Source organism: Paenibacillus nicotianae, assembly GCF_042681745.1.
GTDB classification, from domain to species: domain Bacteria; phylum Bacillota; class Bacilli; order Paenibacillales; family Paenibacillaceae; genus Saccharibacillus; species Saccharibacillus nicotianae.
The window spans coordinates 490,329-507,576 of sequence record NZ_JBHUGF010000010.1 but is presented as its reverse complement, the minus strand read 5'-3'; the positions used below and the strand labels follow the sequence as shown (position 1 = coordinate 507,576).

Below are 17,248 nucleotides of genomic sequence, written 5' to 3'. Positions count from 1 at the left end.
ATAGAATTGTTGAAAGAATTGTGAATATTTTGGCTATTTCAACAAATTATTTTGGAGATCACGTTTTAGAGTTTACTTTTCCAAACGAATAAGTTCAAAACGAAGATTTTCCAACACTTTTTTACATTCATCAATTTTTTCAGTATCGCCTGTTTTGATTGCTTCATTCAATCGATCAAGGGACTCGTCAATTTGGGTTTCTATATTTTCCAATCTCTCTTCACCTTCCGTTGATAAAAAAAGTGTGTGTAACGCTTCATGCGTTAACGTAGATTCTTTTTGATACAAGACGCGCTGTTCAAAGCCAGAAATTTCGACCATACGGATCACTTCACCAAACAGAATATTTTCAACTAAAATCTGTTGATCTTTGAATCGTTTGACAATAGCATGACCACGCGTATCACCGATCAGTTTTTCCATCCATTCCGACAAACGCGAATCATGGATACGATAGTCTCCGATCAATTTGTATCCTTCTTGAGTTTGTTGAAAACGTAATTTGGTCATATGATCATCTGTACGGATCGAGACGATAAATGAATCCTCCGTTTCTCTCCAATACAATGAATATCCTTCTTTGATCAAATCACGAATCAAATTCTGAATATCCCGACGTTGAAAACGCAACTCCAAGTTACAATACTCGACTTCGTAACTTTTATTCATAGTAGTACCTCCTTTTTAACATTTGTTTTATCTGTATGTGATTCTATATATCTGTCTAGCTGTTCTGTAATTAAATGAGAAAATATACAATAAAAAGTATAAACAATGAATACTGGTTGTGAAATTATAAATCATAAAAGTATCGTTGTAGATTCAAACTTTAGTACAATATATACTTATTATAATTTTACCCCTTTACAGGGTTGTCTAAGCACTAAAGCGTACACTCACATGTAATCTTCATGAAATAATTGCCTGCTCTTGTGCTATAATAAACGCTGATTATCGCTATATTTATATGGATCGATTTGGAAAGAGAGGCATCACAACGATGAATAATATTGAATTTACTGGTTTTGATTCTGCGGACTTTGATGTGTTTACAATTGATGGGTTAGAGCCACGTATGGATGCATTAATTAGCACGATTCGACCTAAATTGACAACGATTGGTGAACAAATACAACCTTATTTAGCCACATTATGTGGTGAAGAGATGTATGTGCATGTCGCCAAACATGCTCGTCGTACAGTTAATCCACCTAAAGACACATGGGTAGCATGGGCATCTAATAAACGTGGGTATAAAGCGTTACCTCATTTTGAAGTAGGTATGTTTGGTAGTCATGTGTTTATTGTGTTTGCGATTATTTATGAAAGCCCGCGTAAAGTTGATTTTGGAAAAGCGCTACAAAAAGAGTGGAAACAAGTAAAACAAATGATTCCAGATGAATTTTACTGGTCTACCGATCATATGTCGCCACAAGCTCATATTCAGGGAGAATTGGACGATCAATACTGGACAGATACGGCTGAGCGATTGCAAACTGTCAAAAAATCCGAAATTGTATGTGGATTACGGATCGAAAAAGATGATCCTTTGCTTCAAGATGGCAAAGCTTTTATAGCAAAAGTAGAACAGACTTTTGAACAATTGCTTCCGTTATACCGTATGGCATTCTAATATACAATTGCTAAAAACCCTTTATCTACTATCCAAGCAGATAAAGGGTTTTCGTTTATGTTGGATTATTATGTTTTGGATACAGCTAACTTTTTGCGATGACGTATCATTATCCAGTGAATACCGAATAAAATAAACATTGAACTGGCACTAACAAAAAATGGGGCTTGCGGGCTGATAATATCCCATAACTTTCCCGATACTAAAGGACCAATAACAAGCCCTGATCCCTGTAACGTCAAAAATAACCCCCAGATCATTCCACGTTCTTGTGCTGGCACAAGATTAGCTAGCAACGAATTCCATGCTGGTAAAATCATAGCGTAACTGAGACCGACACAGACTACAAATATCCATATCCATGCCAATACAGTGGTAGAAGCAATCCCTATTAAAGCTGTACCTGCTAGTAAAAATCCGATATTCAAAAAGTACCGACTTCCCCAACGATCGATCAGACGACCTGCTGGAATCAGACCCAAAGCAGTAACGCCACCACCAGCAATTAATAACCCATTAAAATAAGCCGGTGTTAATCCCAACTGACTTATAACATATAGAGTGATAATAGGTGTCAAAATACCCAACGCAAAAGATTGCAAAAAAAGTGCTGGATACAATAGCGGATGAATATGGAGTGAACGAATCAATACGATATATTGTTGCAAACGTTGTTTCCTTGTTATACGGGACACCGATAGATTGGGCGCAGATAGTTGATTTTCAGTTAGTGATTCAGCATTATTATGGGTTTGATCTGTTACATGATTATTAACTGTTGCTATAGAAGACGATTCTTTGCGACCCGGTAAGCATAAAGCAATAGCCAGTACAACAGTCATACAGATCAACATCATCCATAATGTAGATTGGTACGATGTATCACTAATCCAATTGACCGTAACCGGCCCAAGTCCCGCTCCTCCAAGAGAAGCAATCTCAATAATACTCATAGAGGTTCCATATTTTCCATCGGCATGGGACAGATCGGTAATTTTAGACATCACACAAGGCCATAATGGAGCACTACCAATCCCCATTACACCACAAGCTAATATTAACCAACCTGTACTTTTTTCTGTTGCCATAATAAATACAGCGCCTAATACAAGGATCATACCGATCGACATAATCATTCGAAATCCTAATCGTTCTGCTAGCCATCCAGCAGGACCTCGAAGTGCATTATCGCCTACATACTGCAATGCAAAAGCGATACCAATTGCAAAAGCAGGTAATCCAAGTACATGTCCCATATATACAGGTAACAAAGTGACTAGCAATCCACCTTTAACAAATTCCACTAAAAAAATAAGTAGCCACAGGCATACAAAAACAAAAATATTACGTTGACGCTTTTTTGCTTGATTTGGATGATCTGTACTAGCGTTCGCAATCGATACCATTACTAACGATGACTCCCTTCAAGTCTACCCTTGAATGTATACGTATTTATGTTATATGTATTTTATCTTATTATATTAACTATTGCATTCCCCCCACGTTTTGCTATACTCATTTTGTTTGGCAAAATGTTGTATAAGCATTTTAGCCTCAGAATAATGACTTTACCTCAGAAAGGTTGTGACAGCTTCAATGGATCATAAGCAAACGCCGCTTTTCACCGCTCTACGAGAGCATGCGGCAAGCAATCCCGTCCAATTCCATATTCCAGGGCACAAAAAAGGAATCGGCAGTGATCAGGAGTTCCGAGAGTTTGTGGGTGATAATACCCTTTCTATAGATCTGATCAATATTGCACCACTTGATGATTTGCACCAACCGATGGGTGTGATCGAGCAAGCCCAAAAATTAGCCGCTGATGCTTTTGGTGCTGATTATACGTATTTTTCAGTACAAGGAACAAGTGGCGCTATTATGACAATGATTTTGTCTGTTTGTTCACCGGGTGACAAAATTATCGTTCCACGTAATGTGCACAAATCGATTATGTCTGCAATTATTTTTGCAGGAGCGAAGCCAGTATTCGTTTCTCCAGCACGTGATGAAAATTTGGGGATTGATCATGGGATTACGACTTCATCTGTACGTCGCGCGCTAGATCGCCATCCTGATGCCAAAGCAGTTCTTGTTATTAACCCGACTTATTTCGGAGTCTGTGCTGATCTGAAAGAAATTGTTGATCTTTCGCATAGTCGTGGTGTTCCTGTATTGGTCGATGAAGCGCATGGTGTATTGATTCATTTTCATAAAGACTTGCCGATCTCTGCGATGGAAGCTGGTGCAGATATGGCAGCTACCAGTGTACATAAGCTAGGTGGCTCGATGACTCAAAGTTCTGTGTTGAATCTAAATGTAAAAAATGGTCATGTGAATCCTCACCGCGTACAGACCATTATTAGCATGCTGACCACAACATCTACTTCATATATCCTATTAGCTTCTCTAGATACGTCACGTCGCAATCTAGCGCTTAATGGACATGATATGGCAGAGCGTACGATTCAATTAGCTCAAGAAACACGTCAAAAGATCAATGATATTCCGGGATTATACTGCTTTGGGAAAGAATTACTTGGCGGTGAAGCAACATTTAACTATGATCCGACTAAGCTAACGATTCATATTCGTCATTTAGGTATTACAGGATACGATGCAGAGAACTGGTTACGTGAGCATTACAATCTAGAGATTGAATTAAGTGATATGTATAATATTTTGTGTCTGGTAACTCCAGGAGATACACAGGACAGTGTTGATATTCTTGTGCGCTCGCTCACTGATATGGCATCTCAATATTACAGTACTGACGGTTCTAAAGAAATTCATGAACTGGTTGTCAAAATTCCAGAGATTCCGCAATTGTCACTCATTCCGCGTGATGCTTTTTATGGTGATACCGAAGTGGTTCCTTTTAAAGAATCAGCAGGACGTATTATCGCTGAATTTATTTATGTATATCCGCCAGGTATTCCTATTTTGTTACCAGGTGAAGTTATTTCACAAGAAAATATCGATTATATTACCGATCATGTTGAAGTAGGATTGCCAGTCAAAGGGCCTGAAGATCGTACAGTACATCATGTCAAAGTAATCGTAGAAACAGACGCTATTTTCTAAATATATACTCATCTTTACTATTAAAATACCAAAGTAAATACACAAAAAAGCCGGAGTGAATACTGTATAGAAATATACAATATCTACCCGGCTTTATTTATGATGAATCTTATTCTGATTCTTCGATAAGCTCGCCGTATGCTTTCTCTACAGCAGCCCATTCTTTTTCGTCTTCGATATTTTGCAATTCGAATCCGTCTTCTTCTTCTTCCAGACGCATGATGTAACCATCTGCTTCAGGATTGCCACGCTCTAGTAGAAGTGCATACAATTTCTCGCCAACATCAAATGTTTCAACAAGAACCATTTCTACATCATTACCTTCGTCGTCAGTCAATGTTAATACATATTCTTCCGCTTCGTGGTCATGGTCGTGATCATGATTACAATTTTCATCATGTACATGTTTATCGCTCATTAGGATAACCTACTTTCGGCATAAAATTGAATGTCATTTAGGTTCATAAATAGGTGTAATACCTTTCATTCATGAAATAATACTTGTGTATCTTACCACTTTCCCCTAGACAGGTCAATTGAGATTCATACCTTCTCTAGATCATCTATACTATCTGTTCAAGATTATTGATTTAGCGCTGTAATGACCTTTTGGGAGACAAGTACATAATCGCTAGCTTTAGACTTTTTCATATAGAATCCAACCGTATATTTGCCTGCGGTATTAAAATCATATGTGAAATCGTATGTGCGGAACCAGAAGTTATCTTTTTGTTGCGTAATATCCTGACTTTGGATATCTTTTTGATTGCCTGAAGGATCAATAATAGCCACTTTGACAGCGACAATATCAGTTTGTAAATTGTCTACCTGACTAAATACATTGAATTTAAGCTTTCCTTTACTGACGTTGCCAAACGCCGTATCATTTTTGAATAAAAAGATATGTACGTTAGGTTTGGTAAGTTTGACGGTTTTGGCATCATTATCATAATCGACCAGACCTTGAATCTCGCGTAAAGGTACATACGTCTTTCCATCGATCATGTAAGCTCCATCACTGACCTCACTTCCATTAATCCATACTTTAATCTTTTGACTTACAGCATCTGCAAATAGCACTGAACTGCTCATTAAGAAAAAGGCTAATGCACAGACTGCAACTCTTTTCCAATTCACGTAAGAACCCCTCCTTTTGTATTTAGAAAAAGCTTATCGACTCCAATTCTCTCTTTATCATAAAAGCATTGTATCTCTATGCTGATCTTCTTATACATATATACTCCAATAGTCCCGTTCAGTTGCGGTAAAAAAATTGTAACCTTTTGACACTTACAATTATTGTTCCAACTATCATTAAACCAATCGTGCGCGGTTGTATCTTTATCTGTTTGGTGCCGATATTCAATTCCTGTATTTCCCTTCTCGCTTCTATTCATGTTACATTAAGAAAGAAGAATGTCTACTCATTGGATAGATATCTCTTTATTTCATGTACCATACAGACAGGAGGAATACTGTGTCTATTGAACTACAGATGCTAGGAACAGGTAATGCTTTTGCCAAAAATTATCATAATAATAATGCATTGATTCATGTTGGTGACTATACGCTAATGGTGGATTGCGGTATTACAGCTCCGCTTGCGTTACATCAATTAGGTAAAACTGTGAATGAAATTGATGCGATTCTGATTACTCATATTCATGGAGATCATGTAGGTGGTCTTGAAGAATTAGGATTTCAGATGAAATTTATCTATAATCGGAAACCGGTTTTATATATTGCAAGCACATTAGTACGTCCTTTGTGGGAACACACATTATCCGGTGGTATGACGCAAGAAGGAATAGAACGGATCGAAGATGTGTTTGATGTAAGACCGATCGTGGCTGAACAACCGATCACATTAACAGAAGGATTAGATATTGAATTAATTCAGACACCACATATTGATGGGAAGAATAGCTATTCGTTTTTAGTAAATGAAACTATTTTTTATAGCGGAGATATGAAATTCCACCCTCATCTATTGGAACATTTAGTATACGAACGCGGGGTTAAAACGATTTTGCATGATTGTCAATTACATCCTCCAGGTATCGTACATGCGACTTTAGATGAATTGTTATCTTTACCTGAACAAGTACGTTCTACTATTTTGTTGATGCATTATAACGATGACAAAGAAGATTTTATAGGCAAAACCAAAGAGATGACTTTTTTGGAGCAACATCAATTTTACACATTGGGATAATTCGTTTTTTTGAAAACAACAAAAAAAACCGTGCCAGATATGATTGGCGCGGTTTTGCTATGTTATCCATGATACATAACAATCATATGAATTTAGATAGTAACTACAAGTTGCTTTTTCATACTAACATGAGCAATACCTGCATCTTCAAAAGGCTCTTCGGAAATTGTGATATATCCCATTTTATTGTAAAATCCTTCGGCTTGACATTGAGAATCAAGTAAAGCTTTTTCAAATCCATTTTGACGCGCATAATTTTCCATACCTAAAAGAATAGATTTACCATATCCACCTCTACGATAGCCAGGCAATACAGCAATACGTTGCATTTTAGCTGCTCCGTTCTCATAACGAATCATACGACCTGCTGCAATATTTTCGCCATCTTTTTGTAACAGAAAATGATAAGCTACGCCATCATTTGGCAATTGATCATACTCATCTACTTCTCTGCTTTCAGGAACTTTCTGCTCTACAACAAATACTTGTCTCCGAATATTCAAGCATTGTTCTAACTGTTGTTGAGTTTGTACGCGTATCACTTCTATCGCCATTTTATTTTGCTCCTTCAATCTTCCCATTGTGTACTCTTTACAATTGTATCATAGAAATAGAAGATAAAGACGGCTGTTATGAGGATATCATACATAATTAATATGCAGACTATACAATCTCTTTTATGCAAGATACAAAAAAACAGCCCTTTTCTAAACGAAAAAGGCTGTTTTGTCTTGTGCTTATGATGTAGTAGAAACAAACGCTTGATTTAACTTTTCGATATCTTGTGCAAGCATTTCTTCTGTATATTTCCCTTGTCCGAAATTAACCATTGCTCGTAACGGCATTCCTTTGACCATTGCTGACATCATATCATCGCTAGCATCAAATAATTGCCCCATGCCCGAACGTTCCAGTAATTCTTTCGCCAATTGCTCGGTTTTGGGATGAGTCGTAATATCACCCATCGTTGTATTGCGATCAATCGTCAGTGGAAGTTCTACACTGGATTGAACGTTAATCGATTGTTGTACACGAATATCACGAGAAGAAGAACCAACAAGAATCTCGAATGTTCCTGATTCGACATGCCAGTCTGCTAATTCTACATTGTAATAAGCAAACGAACGCTTATCGAGTGTAAAGTGTACAGTCTGACTTTCGCCTGCTTGTAGATGTACTTTCGAGAATCCTTTAAGTTCTTTTTCTGGGCGCATCACTATACTCTCGTTATCTTTAACATACAATTGTACAATTTCTTTGCCTGCGACTTGACCTGTATTCGTAATCTTCACACTTACTTTTACCTGATCTTGATCGCTGTATTGCTCACGATCAACCACAAGATCACTATATTCAAATGAAGTATAACTTAATCCATAACCGAATGGGAACAAAGGCTTAATCTGCTTGGTATCATAATAACGATAGCCAACAAAAATACCTTCGCGATATTCTACCCGATCTTGTTCACCCGGAAAATTCAAAAAAGATGGATTGTCGCTTAACTGCATAGGAAACGTTTCAGCTAATTTCCCGCTTGGACTCACTTCACCGAATAATAAGTCGGCAACTGCACCGCCAAATGCTTGTCCACCTAAGTATCCTTCCAGTATTGCTTTGGCATGTCCGATCCATGGCATCACAACAGGCGAACCATTACTAAGTACAACAATCAAATTAGGCTGTACTTTAGCAAGTTCTTCGATTAAATATTGATGATTTTGCGGAATATGAAGATGCGTCCGATCATACCCTTCCGATTCATAGCGATCAGGTAATCCTGTAAATAACACCACAACTTCCGCCTGGGCTGCTAGTTGTACAGCTTCTTGAACTAATTCTTCTTTGATATCATCGCTATCCAGATCATAACCGGCCGCATAAGATACATGCCCTTGATCACCGACATGTTTGACAATTTCATCAAAAGCTTTATCCAGTTGTGTCGGATTCACATGGGAACTACCGCCACCTTGGTAACGCGGATTTTGAGCAAATTCACCGATTACAGCAATCTTTCCTTGTTTGGCAAGCGGTAAGAGTTGATCTTCATTTTTAAGTAAAACCATACTTTCTTGTCCTATCTTACGGGCTAGTGCATGGTGTTCGTCCGCATCGTATGAAGGATCTTGTTGACGTTGCTCTACTGCTTTGAAAATAAATTCCAATACCCGCGTAACTGCTCGATCGACGATTTTTTCATCCAATTGTCCTTCTTGCACAGCTTTGACAATTTTGGCATCACCGATACCGTTATTTGCAGGCATTTCAAGTTCTAGACCTGCTCGTAGCCCGTCTACACGTTCATTTACAGCGCCCCAATCGGACACAACAAATCCTTCAAATCCCCATTCTTCACGTAACACTTTGGTCAAAAGAAATTCATTTTCACCGGTATACGTTCCATTTAATTTGTTATACGAACACATAACGCTCCAGGGCTGAGATTGTTTTACAGCTCCTTCAAAGCTAGCTAGATAAATTTCACGTAATGTACGTTCATCGACAATAGCGTCTACACTCATCCGGCGCTCTTCTTGATTGTTAGCGGCAAAGTGTTTGAGTGATGTACCTACACCCTGACTTTGTACGCCTTGAATATGATGAGCTGCTAATTCAGAAGAAAGATACGGATCTTCCGAAAAGTATTCAAAGTTACGTCCACATAAAGGGGAACGCTTGATATTCGTACCGGGGCCAAGCAAAACAGCAACATTTTCCGCTTGTGATTCTTGACCTAGCGCTTCCCCTACTTGACGAATAAGATCGCGGTTCCAAGAAGAAGCCATGCCTGCGGCTGACGGAAAACAAGTAGCCGGTACACTATCATTTAATCCCAAGTGATCTGCTTCTTCACCTTGCTTACGTAATCCATGCGGGCCATCTGTCATCATTACAGACGGAATATTTAAACGTTCGATCGGTTGTGTGTTCCAGAAATCAAGACCTGAACAAAGACTCGCTTTTTCTTCAAGTGTCATTTGAGATAGTAGTTGTGGAATATCTGTTTTCATAATGTCCTCCTTCAATGGCTATACCTAAAATAAACTTTCTTTATCTCATTTACCCAATATAAGCATAAACTGAAATCTATAAGCGGTATGGTACGATCCATATGTAATTGGTACTTATTTTGAAAACTACAAATAATACTTGAAAAAGAAACGTATGTTCGTATATAATAAGAATATAAATAAGAACAAATGTTCGGATAGGAGTAATGCTATGTTATCTAAATATATAGGCGAAATTGTTGAAATTGTATATATGGATCGTTCTCATCAACTAACACAGCGACGCATCGAGATTAAGCATATTCGTAAAGGTCTAGTGTATGCTGACTGTCTACGTACAGGTAGTCCACGCACATTTCGTGAAGATCAGATTCTTGCCTGGCAACCTGCGAAGTCGAAGCTCAAGCCTACGATTAAGCCTGTTCAACCGCTTCATCCTCGTCTGGCTGGATATACTGCATCTCCGGCTATTGCAGATGCTACAGTTCGCCAAGCTAATGAACCAGCTTCTACTGCTGTAACCAAGTCTGTTGTTAGACCTGCTGCGACCAGACGTAAATCAATATCTATAACCACTACCCGTTCTTTTCGCCACAGTACAACGCCTAATGCTTCTTCTACTTCTCCTACGCAAGTTTCATAACCATCGCTGCGCCAATTACTTTTATCCTTGTTATAATGCTATATCTCAATCATACATGTTCCAATTTCACTCTAATCCTCTATATTTTTATTGCAAAAAGCGCAGCTTCTAGTTGAAGGCTGCGCTTTGTTTTGATATCTTTTTTAGCTGATTTGTATAGAGCAATAGTTAAAATGTAGAAGAAGCAGACAATCTTAATAGCAATTGATCATAAGCATCTAGTTGCTTGGAATCTTGGATAATCACACCTGATTCTACATAGCTGATCTGACCTGTTCCTTCTCCAATCTGCGAACGTTGTTGCAAAATTCGGTACAGATTGCGTGCGGTTCCTTCTCCACCATCGATAATATCGACTTCTTCAGGAAAGAAATGATGCAAATGCTCTTTAAAATAAGGAAAATGCGTACATCCCAATACGATAGTGCCATATTGATTCAGGTCTAATCCTGCTAGTGCTTGTTGTAAATAAGCCTGTACCTCTGCATCTGCAAATTGTCTTTTTTCTGCGAGTTGTACCAGCCCTGGCAAAGCCAAACTTTCCACAATATCAGCCGTATCTATCGAACGTACTAAATTTTGAAATTTTTCTTCTCGTAATGTTAACGTCGTTGCTAATACAAGTACTTTTTTGTGCTTAATCATACTGTTCTGCACAGCAGGCTTAACCGCCGGTTCAATGCCGAGAATAGGAAAGTCATAACGCTGACGTAGATCGTTCACCGCTATACTGGTTGCAGTATTGCAAGCGATCACCAGCGCTTTGATATGTTGCGCTGCTAGATAATCTACCGCATCAAAAATATACTGACGTACCTCATCTTTGGGCTTTTCACCATAAGGAACATGTTGAGTATCCGCGTAAAATAGATAATCATCTGCTGGCAACACTTTGAGCACTTCATGTAAAACAGTTAATCCACCAATCCCCGAGTCAAAAACTCCAATTTTCAATGTATTCACTCTTCTTTCAAGACGGCAACTTGTTGTCTTTGTAATAAAGTCGTTCTATGATTATAACTTTTTTGAATTCATTTTTAAAATAAACTTGAGATATGATTTTAGATTATTCGTTGTTGTCTGTAGATTCTGTAGGATTCAGTTCATCTTCATTTTCTTGTTCTATAGATTGAATATAAGTGACCGATTCGTGCAATAACTGAGCAAATGATTCAGAATAATCATGATCCAGTTCAGGAAGTTCAATATACTGGTAATCGACATGAGCTTCTTGAAGTGCTTCGATCAGTTCCATCGTTCCCGGTAGACAATCATCATCCCATTCTCCGCACATAATCGAAAGCTTCACTCCTGCTTCCTGTAATCCTGCCAGCCCTTTTTCCCATTCTGAAGCTTGTGGTAACCAGGGTGCTACCAAAATCAAGCCACTGAACGCTGTAGGCTCTTGAATCGCAGTATATAGTGCTACTCTCGCACCTGCGGAAAATCCACCTATAATAGGCTTGAGCGATGATGTAGACGGGCTCTGTGCATCTTCTGTCATAATATCACTAAGATGCCATTTCAATTCTTCTACACCTTGCTCTACATTTTCCCATTCATAGGCATCTGTAAACAAAATTTGCGAAGATTGAGGCAAAGCTAACCGGTAATGATGATCGAGCAGACTGATCCAATACGGTTCTGCAATCTCTATATTTTCCTGATCACCATGTAAAGCAATAATCGTCTGCGCTATCGTATGATCTTCTTGATCGTTTGGATACAGAATTTTTAATTCAGGTGTAGACTCTTCACGCGCCAATGCTTCTCGTTCCGCGCATAATTCTACCAATTTCTGAAATTCATCTTGATCGCGTAAAGACTTCAAATCTTCTTCTTCCAATAAATACGTCGAAGAATACCAGTATCCTTTTTCCAAAATAGCTTCTTGTAATAATTGTAATGCTTCTGTATTCATTCCTGAAGCCGCTGCTAACGAATAACGAAAATTATATACTTGTGCATCATTACCTTTCACTTCATGAGCATGTTCGGTTATATAAGTATAAGCTTCTTGACTGCTATTCTCTGCCAAAATTTCAAGTGTTCGATTAATAAGACGTGTGTATGTTAGTGTAGTCATGTCTTCAGCTCCTATACTCTCAAATAAGAAAAACCCTTGAAATGATTATTCAAGGGTTCTTGCATACGTATTGTACCAAATTCTAACGCGATAACCTATTCTATCTTATTGCGCTGTTACAGCACCATCGATTGAGTATACAGCGCCGTTAATATAAGGAGCTTCATCACCTAATAAGAAAGCTACCAGATTCGCAATTTCTTCCGGTCTACCCAAACGTCCAGAAGGAATACTATCTACTGTCGCTTTCATCGTTTCTGGATTCTGTCTACCAAATTCAGCTACCATTGGTGTCTCAATCGTACCCGGTGCAATCGCATTTACACGAATATGATCTTTGCCGTATTCAATCGCTGCTGTACGTGTTAAGCCGATAATGCCATGTTTGCTAGCGGCGTAAGGCCCCACGGTCTGTACACCTACTACACCTGCTGTAGAAGCGGTATTGACGATAGAACCGCCACCTGTTTTGAGCATTTCAGGAATCACATATTTCATCCCGTAAAAAGCTCCGCGCAAATTAATATTAATAATTTGATCAAATTGCTCTATACTATGATCTGCTAACTTGAGCCCCGGTCCTGAAATGCCTGCATTGTTAAAAAACATATCAATACGCCCAAAGGTAGCTACCGTTTGCTGAACAAAATGTTCTACCTGTGGTGCTTGACTAACATCAGCCGCGATAAAGAGTGCTGTTCCACCTTTGGCTTCGATCATAGATACTGTTTCTTGACCAGCATGTTCAGAGATATCGACAACGACTACAATTACTCCGTTATCGCTTAATTTGATTGCTGCTGCTTGACCAAGACCACTTCCAGCTCCTGTAATAATAGCTACTTTTGATTGTGTATTCATTCGATTCCTCCATCAGAAGTATTCTGAATACATAGCATCATCGCATGCTGATATCAGACCTACTTACAAGTATTTATACTCTTAGTATAGACTGATTTTTATTTTTCTACACGATTAAGAAAAGCTTTGGTACGGTCTAATTGAGGATTTCCAAAAATCTGTTGTGGAGTACCGGATTCAGCAATCTCACCTTTATCCATAAAAATCACCCGATCAGCGACATCTCTAGCAAAATTCATTTCATGAGTTACAACGACCATCGTAATTTTTTCTTGTGCTAGTTGTTGCATCACTCGTAATACTTCCCCTGTTAATTCTGGATCAAGCGCTGAAGTCGGTTCATCAAATAATAAAATATCAGGATTAAGCATTAATGCTCTAGCAATCGCTACCCTTTGCTTCTGACCACCAGACAGATTAGCTGGCAAAACATTTGCTTTATCCAGCAATCCTACTTTGTTCAAAATCACTTCACTGCGTTTGCGAATATCAGCTACACTTTCTTTTTTGACCGCTTTGGGAGCTAATTCCAAATTCTGCTGTACCGTCAAATGCGGAAATAAATTAAAGTGCTGAAAAACCATTCCCATACGTGATGTTATTTTTTTGATATTGCTAGCAGTTGCATATTTGCCGTTCTCGACTAATGCTTGTCCTTGAAATAAAATACTGCCACTATTCACTTCTTCGAGATGAATAAGACTGCGTAACATCGTACTTTTGCCTGAGCCAGAAGGTCCGATAATCGCAACCACTTCTCCAGGTTCCACAGTAAAATTAACACCCTTTAACACTTCTAAATCGCCAAAACTTTTTTTGAGTTGTTGTACTTCGATCATTGTCATAGATAGACATTCCTTTTATTCAAATTTAAATCGACGTTCTAATCCTTTGAACAGCAACGTCAATACTAATGTCATTAATAGATAAATAATACCGGCTAATACAAATGGAGTGATTGTAAAATCACGATTGACTGCTGTTTGTGCAAAGTGAAGCAGTTCTGGTACGGCTACGGCATACAATAACGCCGTATCTTTGACCAGTGTAATCGATTCATTGGCAAGTGCAGGTAATGCTACCCGAATCATTTGCGGAATAATAACTTTGGTCATCGTTTGCCATTTGCTCAGTCCAAGCACCTGCGCAGCTTCATGTTGCCCTTTATCAATCGACAATAATCCACCTCTAAAAATCTCTGCAAAATAAGCTGCATAATTTAATACAAAAGCAAGCCCTGCAGCTACAAAACGATCAAATACCAGATAGTCCCCAATAATCGGCAACATCGGTAATCCAAAGCAGAAAAAAAGCAATTGCAATAGCAATGGTGTTCCGCGAGTAATATAAATAAACGTATGGGCTATCCATGATAATAATTTGATACTGCTATTAGCTAACAATGTAATCCCAAATCCTAACGGAATCGAAAGCACAATAGCAATCAAAAATAGCATAATTGTATTTTTAGCACCTTCTAGCATCGGGCCTATAATCTGTAATAAGTAATCTACACTCATCATATTCGACTCCTACATCTCAACATTTTGAATTCAAGTCTTGCTCTTTACAAAAGAAAACCGAGTTGTATCACCCAACCGGTTTTCGAATGACTTTATATGGGGTGTACTATTTTACAAAACAGTCATACATCATCTTTATTGGTGTTATTTCAGCACTTTATTTTCGCCAAACCATGTGGTTGAAATTTTTGCAGCGGTACCATCGCTATTTAATTCATCCAGTGCTTTTTGCAAGCTGTTTAGCAGTTCTTCATTTCCTTGCTTTACACCAATACCGTATTCTTCAGGTGCTAACGATTCATCTAGTAATTTAAAAGTATTTGGCTCTTTGGACATATAATAACGAGCAACCACTTCATCAATAACAACAGCATCTAGACGACCATTTTTGAGATCACTCAAGGCTAGCACGTTATCTGGAAATTCACTTACTTCTTTCAGTTGAGCTTTGATCGGATTGGCTGCTAATGCATCAGAAGCAGAAGAAAGTGATTGTAAGCCTACTGTTTTGCCAGCTAGATCGTTAAACGTAGTGATCGGTGAGTTAGCAAGTACAGCTACCACCTGACTATTTGCAAGATAAGGTTTTGTAAATAGTACTTTTTGTTTGCGCTCATCAGTAATGGTATATCCGTTCCAGATCAGATCAATACGACCACTATTTAATTCAGATTCTTTGGCAGACCAATCTATCGGTTGAAACTCTACTTGTTTACCCATTTTAGCGGCTGCGGCTTTGGCATAATCAATATCAAAACCAACAATATTATTTTGTTCATCACGAAATCCCATCGGTGCAAATTTATCATCGATGCCGATCACTAACTTATTGTCATCTTTGTTAGCACCACTAGAACATCCTGCTAATACCAATAAAACCATACCAAAAAGTAATACTAACCCTGCTATTTTTCTTTGTTTCATCATTATCGCTCCCCTTACAATTTACCGAACGCTTTAGTTCGTTACCACGTTATCAGAACCACTATAATAACATAGCATGGAAACGAAGTCGAGAGCCATAACACTGAAGTAAAAGATATTTAGCTATTTAGCATTTGTGACTATGTATTCAACGTCTAATCATAATGCCTATCGTAAAAATACATATAAAAAGCACCCGCTTAGGGGTGCTGTTGGAATAGCTATTATACGGCTTCCAGTGCATTCATAAAACGCTGAATATAATAAGTAGGAATATTCTGTTCCATCCAATCGGTAATGTCCTGATACACCAAACTATATTTTGTATTTAAATATTGAGGATGTGGTAGAACTTCGACTTCCTCAAAGTAATTTTTAACTTTGCGACGCAAATTACGCAGAACTTGCTGTTTGGATTCTACATCTTCACGGTCTTCAATTAGCAAATGGTCTTCTAATTGGTTACCGTCGTTCATCATGATTTCGCGGCTATACATAAATCGTTCGCCTACACTTAATTCACTTTCATAAAAGTTCGCATATACTTTGTTATCTACAATAATGCGTCTGCTGTAGATACGTTTCAATTCGCCCATGGAACGATCGAATTTTCTATAGGTTTCTACTCCGATCGTATCAATCAATTCACAGATGGTTTTTACCGCTTGTTGATGATTTTCTTCTTTACTATCAAATAATTCAAAGATATCTACTTTTTTGTAACGAAAACGAATATACGATTTGGATAACTTACCATACATATAAAAAACAATACTAACATCAAGAATCTGGTCATTGTACTGCACATCCATATTGACATATCGGTGCTGTTGACGCATAAGATTCTACCCCTTTTCTTGTTGAATTGATTGGGCTAGTAAATCGTTTATTCGACAAGGTGGATACCTTTAAAATAAATGTACTAAGCAACCATCGTATACAAATAAATGTAATCTATACAAGGATTTAACCTTTAAATTACAATTCAAATCAAAAGAAGCACAGTTATTATCAAAAATATGTACTCTAAGCAAAAAATTAAACTCTTTTTTTCTTTGGTTATGGTAAACCTATCTGCTATTTTGTTGGAATACTTGTGGATATATAGGTTTTTTACGGTTTTGATTGAATGGTTACGATTATAGTTTGTAAGGCATTTTTTACGTTCCACATACATATATCTAAAGGATCTGTTATCTATGGTTTATCTATATACACATCAAAAAACAGGCGAACACTAACGTTCAGCCTGTTTTTATATATAGTAT

17 protein-coding genes are annotated in these 17,248 nt (G+C 37.9%); 4 read left to right on the top strand and 13 right to left on the bottom strand.

Annotated features, from left to right (window positions below):
• Positions 1 to 72 precede the first annotated feature (72 nt).
• A complete protein-coding gene (locus ACFSGI_RS06410) occupies positions 73 to 669 on the bottom strand; it encodes a hypothetical protein (RefSeq protein ID WP_204823336.1) in 597 nt (198 codons plus the stop codon).
• Positions 670 to 1,009: 340 nt separating this feature from the next.
• Between ACFSGI_RS06410 and ACFSGI_RS06405 the strand changes: the two genes are divergently transcribed.
• On the top strand, positions 1,010 to 1,633 hold the full coding sequence (locus ACFSGI_RS06405) for a YktB family protein (RefSeq protein WP_204824925.1): 624 nt from the start codon (positions 1,010 to 1,012) through the stop codon (positions 1,631 to 1,633).
• Positions 1,634 to 1,701: 68 nt separating this feature from the next.
• Here the strand turns inward: ACFSGI_RS06405 and ACFSGI_RS06400 are convergent, their stop codons facing one another.
• Positions 1,702 to 3,039: an MFS transporter gene (locus ACFSGI_RS06400; RefSeq protein WP_204823335.1), complete on the bottom strand. Its 1,338-nt coding sequence runs from the start codon at positions 3,037 to 3,039 to the stop codon at positions 1,702 to 1,704.
• Between the two features lie 190 nt (positions 3,040 to 3,229).
• Here ACFSGI_RS06400 and ACFSGI_RS06395 point away from each other — a divergent pair, with 190 nt between their 5' ends.
• Complete coding sequence (locus ACFSGI_RS06395) at positions 3,230 to 4,714, top strand: aminotransferase class I/II-fold pyridoxal phosphate-dependent enzyme (protein ID WP_204823334.1); 1,485 nt, start codon at positions 3,230 to 3,232, stop codon at positions 4,712 to 4,714.
• A 109-nt stretch (positions 4,715 to 4,823) separates the two neighbouring features.
• Here the strand turns inward: ACFSGI_RS06395 and ACFSGI_RS06390 are convergent, their stop codons facing one another.
• The gene (locus ACFSGI_RS06390) at positions 4,824 to 5,132 is read right to left on the bottom strand and encodes a DUF1292 domain-containing protein (protein ID WP_069329002.1); all 309 of its coding nucleotides are present in this window, start codon (positions 5,130 to 5,132) and stop codon (positions 4,824 to 4,826) included.
• A gap of 164 nt (positions 5,133 to 5,296) precedes the next feature.
• Positions 5,297 to 5,851: a copper amine oxidase gene (locus ACFSGI_RS06385; RefSeq protein WP_204823333.1), complete on the bottom strand. Its 555-nt coding sequence runs from the start codon at positions 5,849 to 5,851 to the stop codon at positions 5,297 to 5,299.
• Between the two features lie 340 nt (positions 5,852 to 6,191).
• Between ACFSGI_RS06385 and ACFSGI_RS06380 the strand changes: the two genes are divergently transcribed.
• On the top strand, positions 6,192 to 6,929 hold the full coding sequence (locus tag ACFSGI_RS06380) for an MBL fold metallo-hydrolase (RefSeq protein WP_204823332.1): 738 nt from the start codon (positions 6,192 to 6,194) through the stop codon (positions 6,927 to 6,929).
• A 92-nt stretch (positions 6,930 to 7,021) separates the two neighbouring features.
• Here ACFSGI_RS06380 and ACFSGI_RS06375 read toward each other — a convergent pair whose 3' ends face one another.
• Both ACFSGI_RS06375 and ACFSGI_RS06370 read right to left on the bottom strand, forming a co-directional pair.
• Positions 7,022 to 7,483: a GNAT family N-acetyltransferase gene (locus ACFSGI_RS06375; RefSeq protein WP_204824924.1), complete on the bottom strand. Its 462-nt coding sequence runs from the start codon at positions 7,481 to 7,483 to the stop codon at positions 7,022 to 7,024.
• A gap of 183 nt (positions 7,484 to 7,666) precedes the next feature.
• On the bottom strand, positions 7,667 to 9,943 hold the full coding sequence (locus ACFSGI_RS06370) for a glycoside hydrolase family 3 C-terminal domain-containing protein (protein ID WP_204823331.1): 2,277 nt from the start codon (positions 9,941 to 9,943) through the stop codon (positions 7,667 to 7,669).
• 211 nt (positions 9,944 to 10,154) lie between these two features.
• On the opposite strand from ACFSGI_RS06370, the gene ACFSGI_RS06365 reads away from it, so the two are divergent.
• Positions 10,155 to 10,586 (top strand): hypothetical protein, encoded by a 432-nt coding sequence (locus ACFSGI_RS06365; protein WP_204825044.1) that lies wholly within the window; start codon positions 10,155 to 10,157, stop codon positions 10,584 to 10,586.
• A 168-nt stretch (positions 10,587 to 10,754) separates the two neighbouring features.
• Here ACFSGI_RS06365 and murI read toward each other — a convergent pair whose 3' ends face one another.
• The 7 genes from murI to ACFSGI_RS06330 all read right to left on the bottom strand — a co-directional run bounded on the left by murI (position 10,755) and on the right by ACFSGI_RS06330 (position 16,819).
• Positions 10,755 to 11,540, bottom strand: coding sequence for a glutamate racemase (gene murI, locus ACFSGI_RS06360; RefSeq protein WP_204823330.1), 786 nt, complete (start codon positions 11,538 to 11,540; stop codon positions 10,755 to 10,757).
• A 112-nt stretch (positions 11,541 to 11,652) separates the two neighbouring features.
• Positions 11,653 to 12,672 (bottom strand): alpha/beta hydrolase, encoded by a 1,020-nt coding sequence (locus ACFSGI_RS06355; protein WP_204823329.1) that lies wholly within the window; start codon positions 12,670 to 12,672, stop codon positions 11,653 to 11,655.
• Positions 12,673 to 12,777: 105 nt separating this feature from the next.
• Positions 12,778 to 13,533: an SDR family NAD(P)-dependent oxidoreductase gene (locus ACFSGI_RS06350; protein WP_204823328.1), complete on the bottom strand. Its 756-nt coding sequence runs from the start codon at positions 13,531 to 13,533 to the stop codon at positions 12,778 to 12,780.
• A 98-nt stretch (positions 13,534 to 13,631) separates the two neighbouring features.
• Positions 13,632 to 14,378: an amino acid ABC transporter ATP-binding protein gene (locus ACFSGI_RS06345; RefSeq protein WP_379282725.1), complete on the bottom strand. Its 747-nt coding sequence runs from the start codon at positions 14,376 to 14,378 to the stop codon at positions 13,632 to 13,634.
• Positions 14,379 to 14,393: 15 nt separating this feature from the next.
• The gene (locus ACFSGI_RS06340) at positions 14,394 to 15,053 is read right to left on the bottom strand and encodes an amino acid ABC transporter permease (protein ID WP_204823327.1); all 660 of its coding nucleotides are present in this window, start codon (positions 15,051 to 15,053) and stop codon (positions 14,394 to 14,396) included.
• Positions 15,054 to 15,200: 147 nt separating this feature from the next.
• Entirely contained in the window at positions 15,201 to 15,980 is a 780-nt protein-coding gene (locus ACFSGI_RS06335; RefSeq protein WP_204824922.1) for an amino acid ABC transporter substrate-binding protein, read from the bottom strand.
• A gap of 224 nt (positions 15,981 to 16,204) precedes the next feature.
• Positions 16,205 to 16,819, bottom strand: a complete 615-nt coding sequence (locus ACFSGI_RS06330) for a hypothetical protein (protein WP_204823326.1) — start codon at positions 16,817 to 16,819, stop codon at positions 16,205 to 16,207.
• Between the last annotated feature and the right edge of the window lie 429 nt (positions 16,820 to 17,248).

Bases quoted from the DNA above. Each gene is read 5' to 3' on its own strand.
- ACFSGI_RS06410 (WP_204823336.1), bottom strand. From the start codon at position 669: ATGAATAAAAGTTACGAAGTCGAGTATTGTAACTTGGAGTTGCGTTTT.
- ACFSGI_RS06400 (WP_204823335.1), bottom strand. From the start codon at position 3,039: ATGGTATCGATTGCGAACGCTAGTACAGATCATCCAAATCAAGCAAAA.
- ACFSGI_RS06395 (WP_204823334.1), top strand. From the start codon at position 3,230: ATGGATCATAAGCAAACGCCGCTTTTCACCGCTCTACGAGAGCATGCG.
- ACFSGI_RS06390 (WP_069329002.1), bottom strand. From the start codon at position 5,132: ATGAGCGATAAACATGTACATGATGAAAATTGTAATCATGATCACGAC.
- ACFSGI_RS06375 (WP_204824924.1), bottom strand. From the start codon at position 7,483: ATGGCGATAGAAGTGATACGCGTACAAACTCAACAACAGTTAGAACAA.
- ACFSGI_RS06370 (WP_204823331.1), bottom strand. From the start codon at position 9,943: ATGAAAACAGATATTCCACAACTACTATCTCAAATGACACTTGAAGAA.
- ACFSGI_RS06365 (WP_204825044.1), top strand. From the start codon at position 10,155: ATGTTATCTAAATATATAGGCGAAATTGTTGAAATTGTATATATGGAT.
- ACFSGI_RS06355 (WP_204823329.1), bottom strand. From the start codon at position 12,672: ATGACTACACTAACATACACACGTCTTATTAATCGAACACTTGAAATT.
- ACFSGI_RS06350 (WP_204823328.1), bottom strand. From the start codon at position 13,533: ATGAATACACAATCAAAAGTAGCTATTATTACAGGAGCTGGAAGTGGT.
- ACFSGI_RS06345 (WP_379282725.1), bottom strand. From the start codon at position 14,378: ATGACAATGATCGAAGTACAACAACTCAAAAAAAGTTTTGGCGATTTA.
- ACFSGI_RS06340 (WP_204823327.1), bottom strand. From the start codon at position 15,053: ATGAGTGTAGATTACTTATTACAGATTATAGGCCCGATGCTAGAAGGT.
- ACFSGI_RS06335 (WP_204824922.1), bottom strand. From the start codon at position 15,980: ATGAAACAAAGAAAAATAGCAGGGTTAGTATTACTTTTTGGTATGGTT.
- ACFSGI_RS06330 (WP_204823326.1), bottom strand. From the start codon at position 16,819: ATGCGTCAACAGCACCGATATGTCAATATGGATGTGCAGTACAATGAC.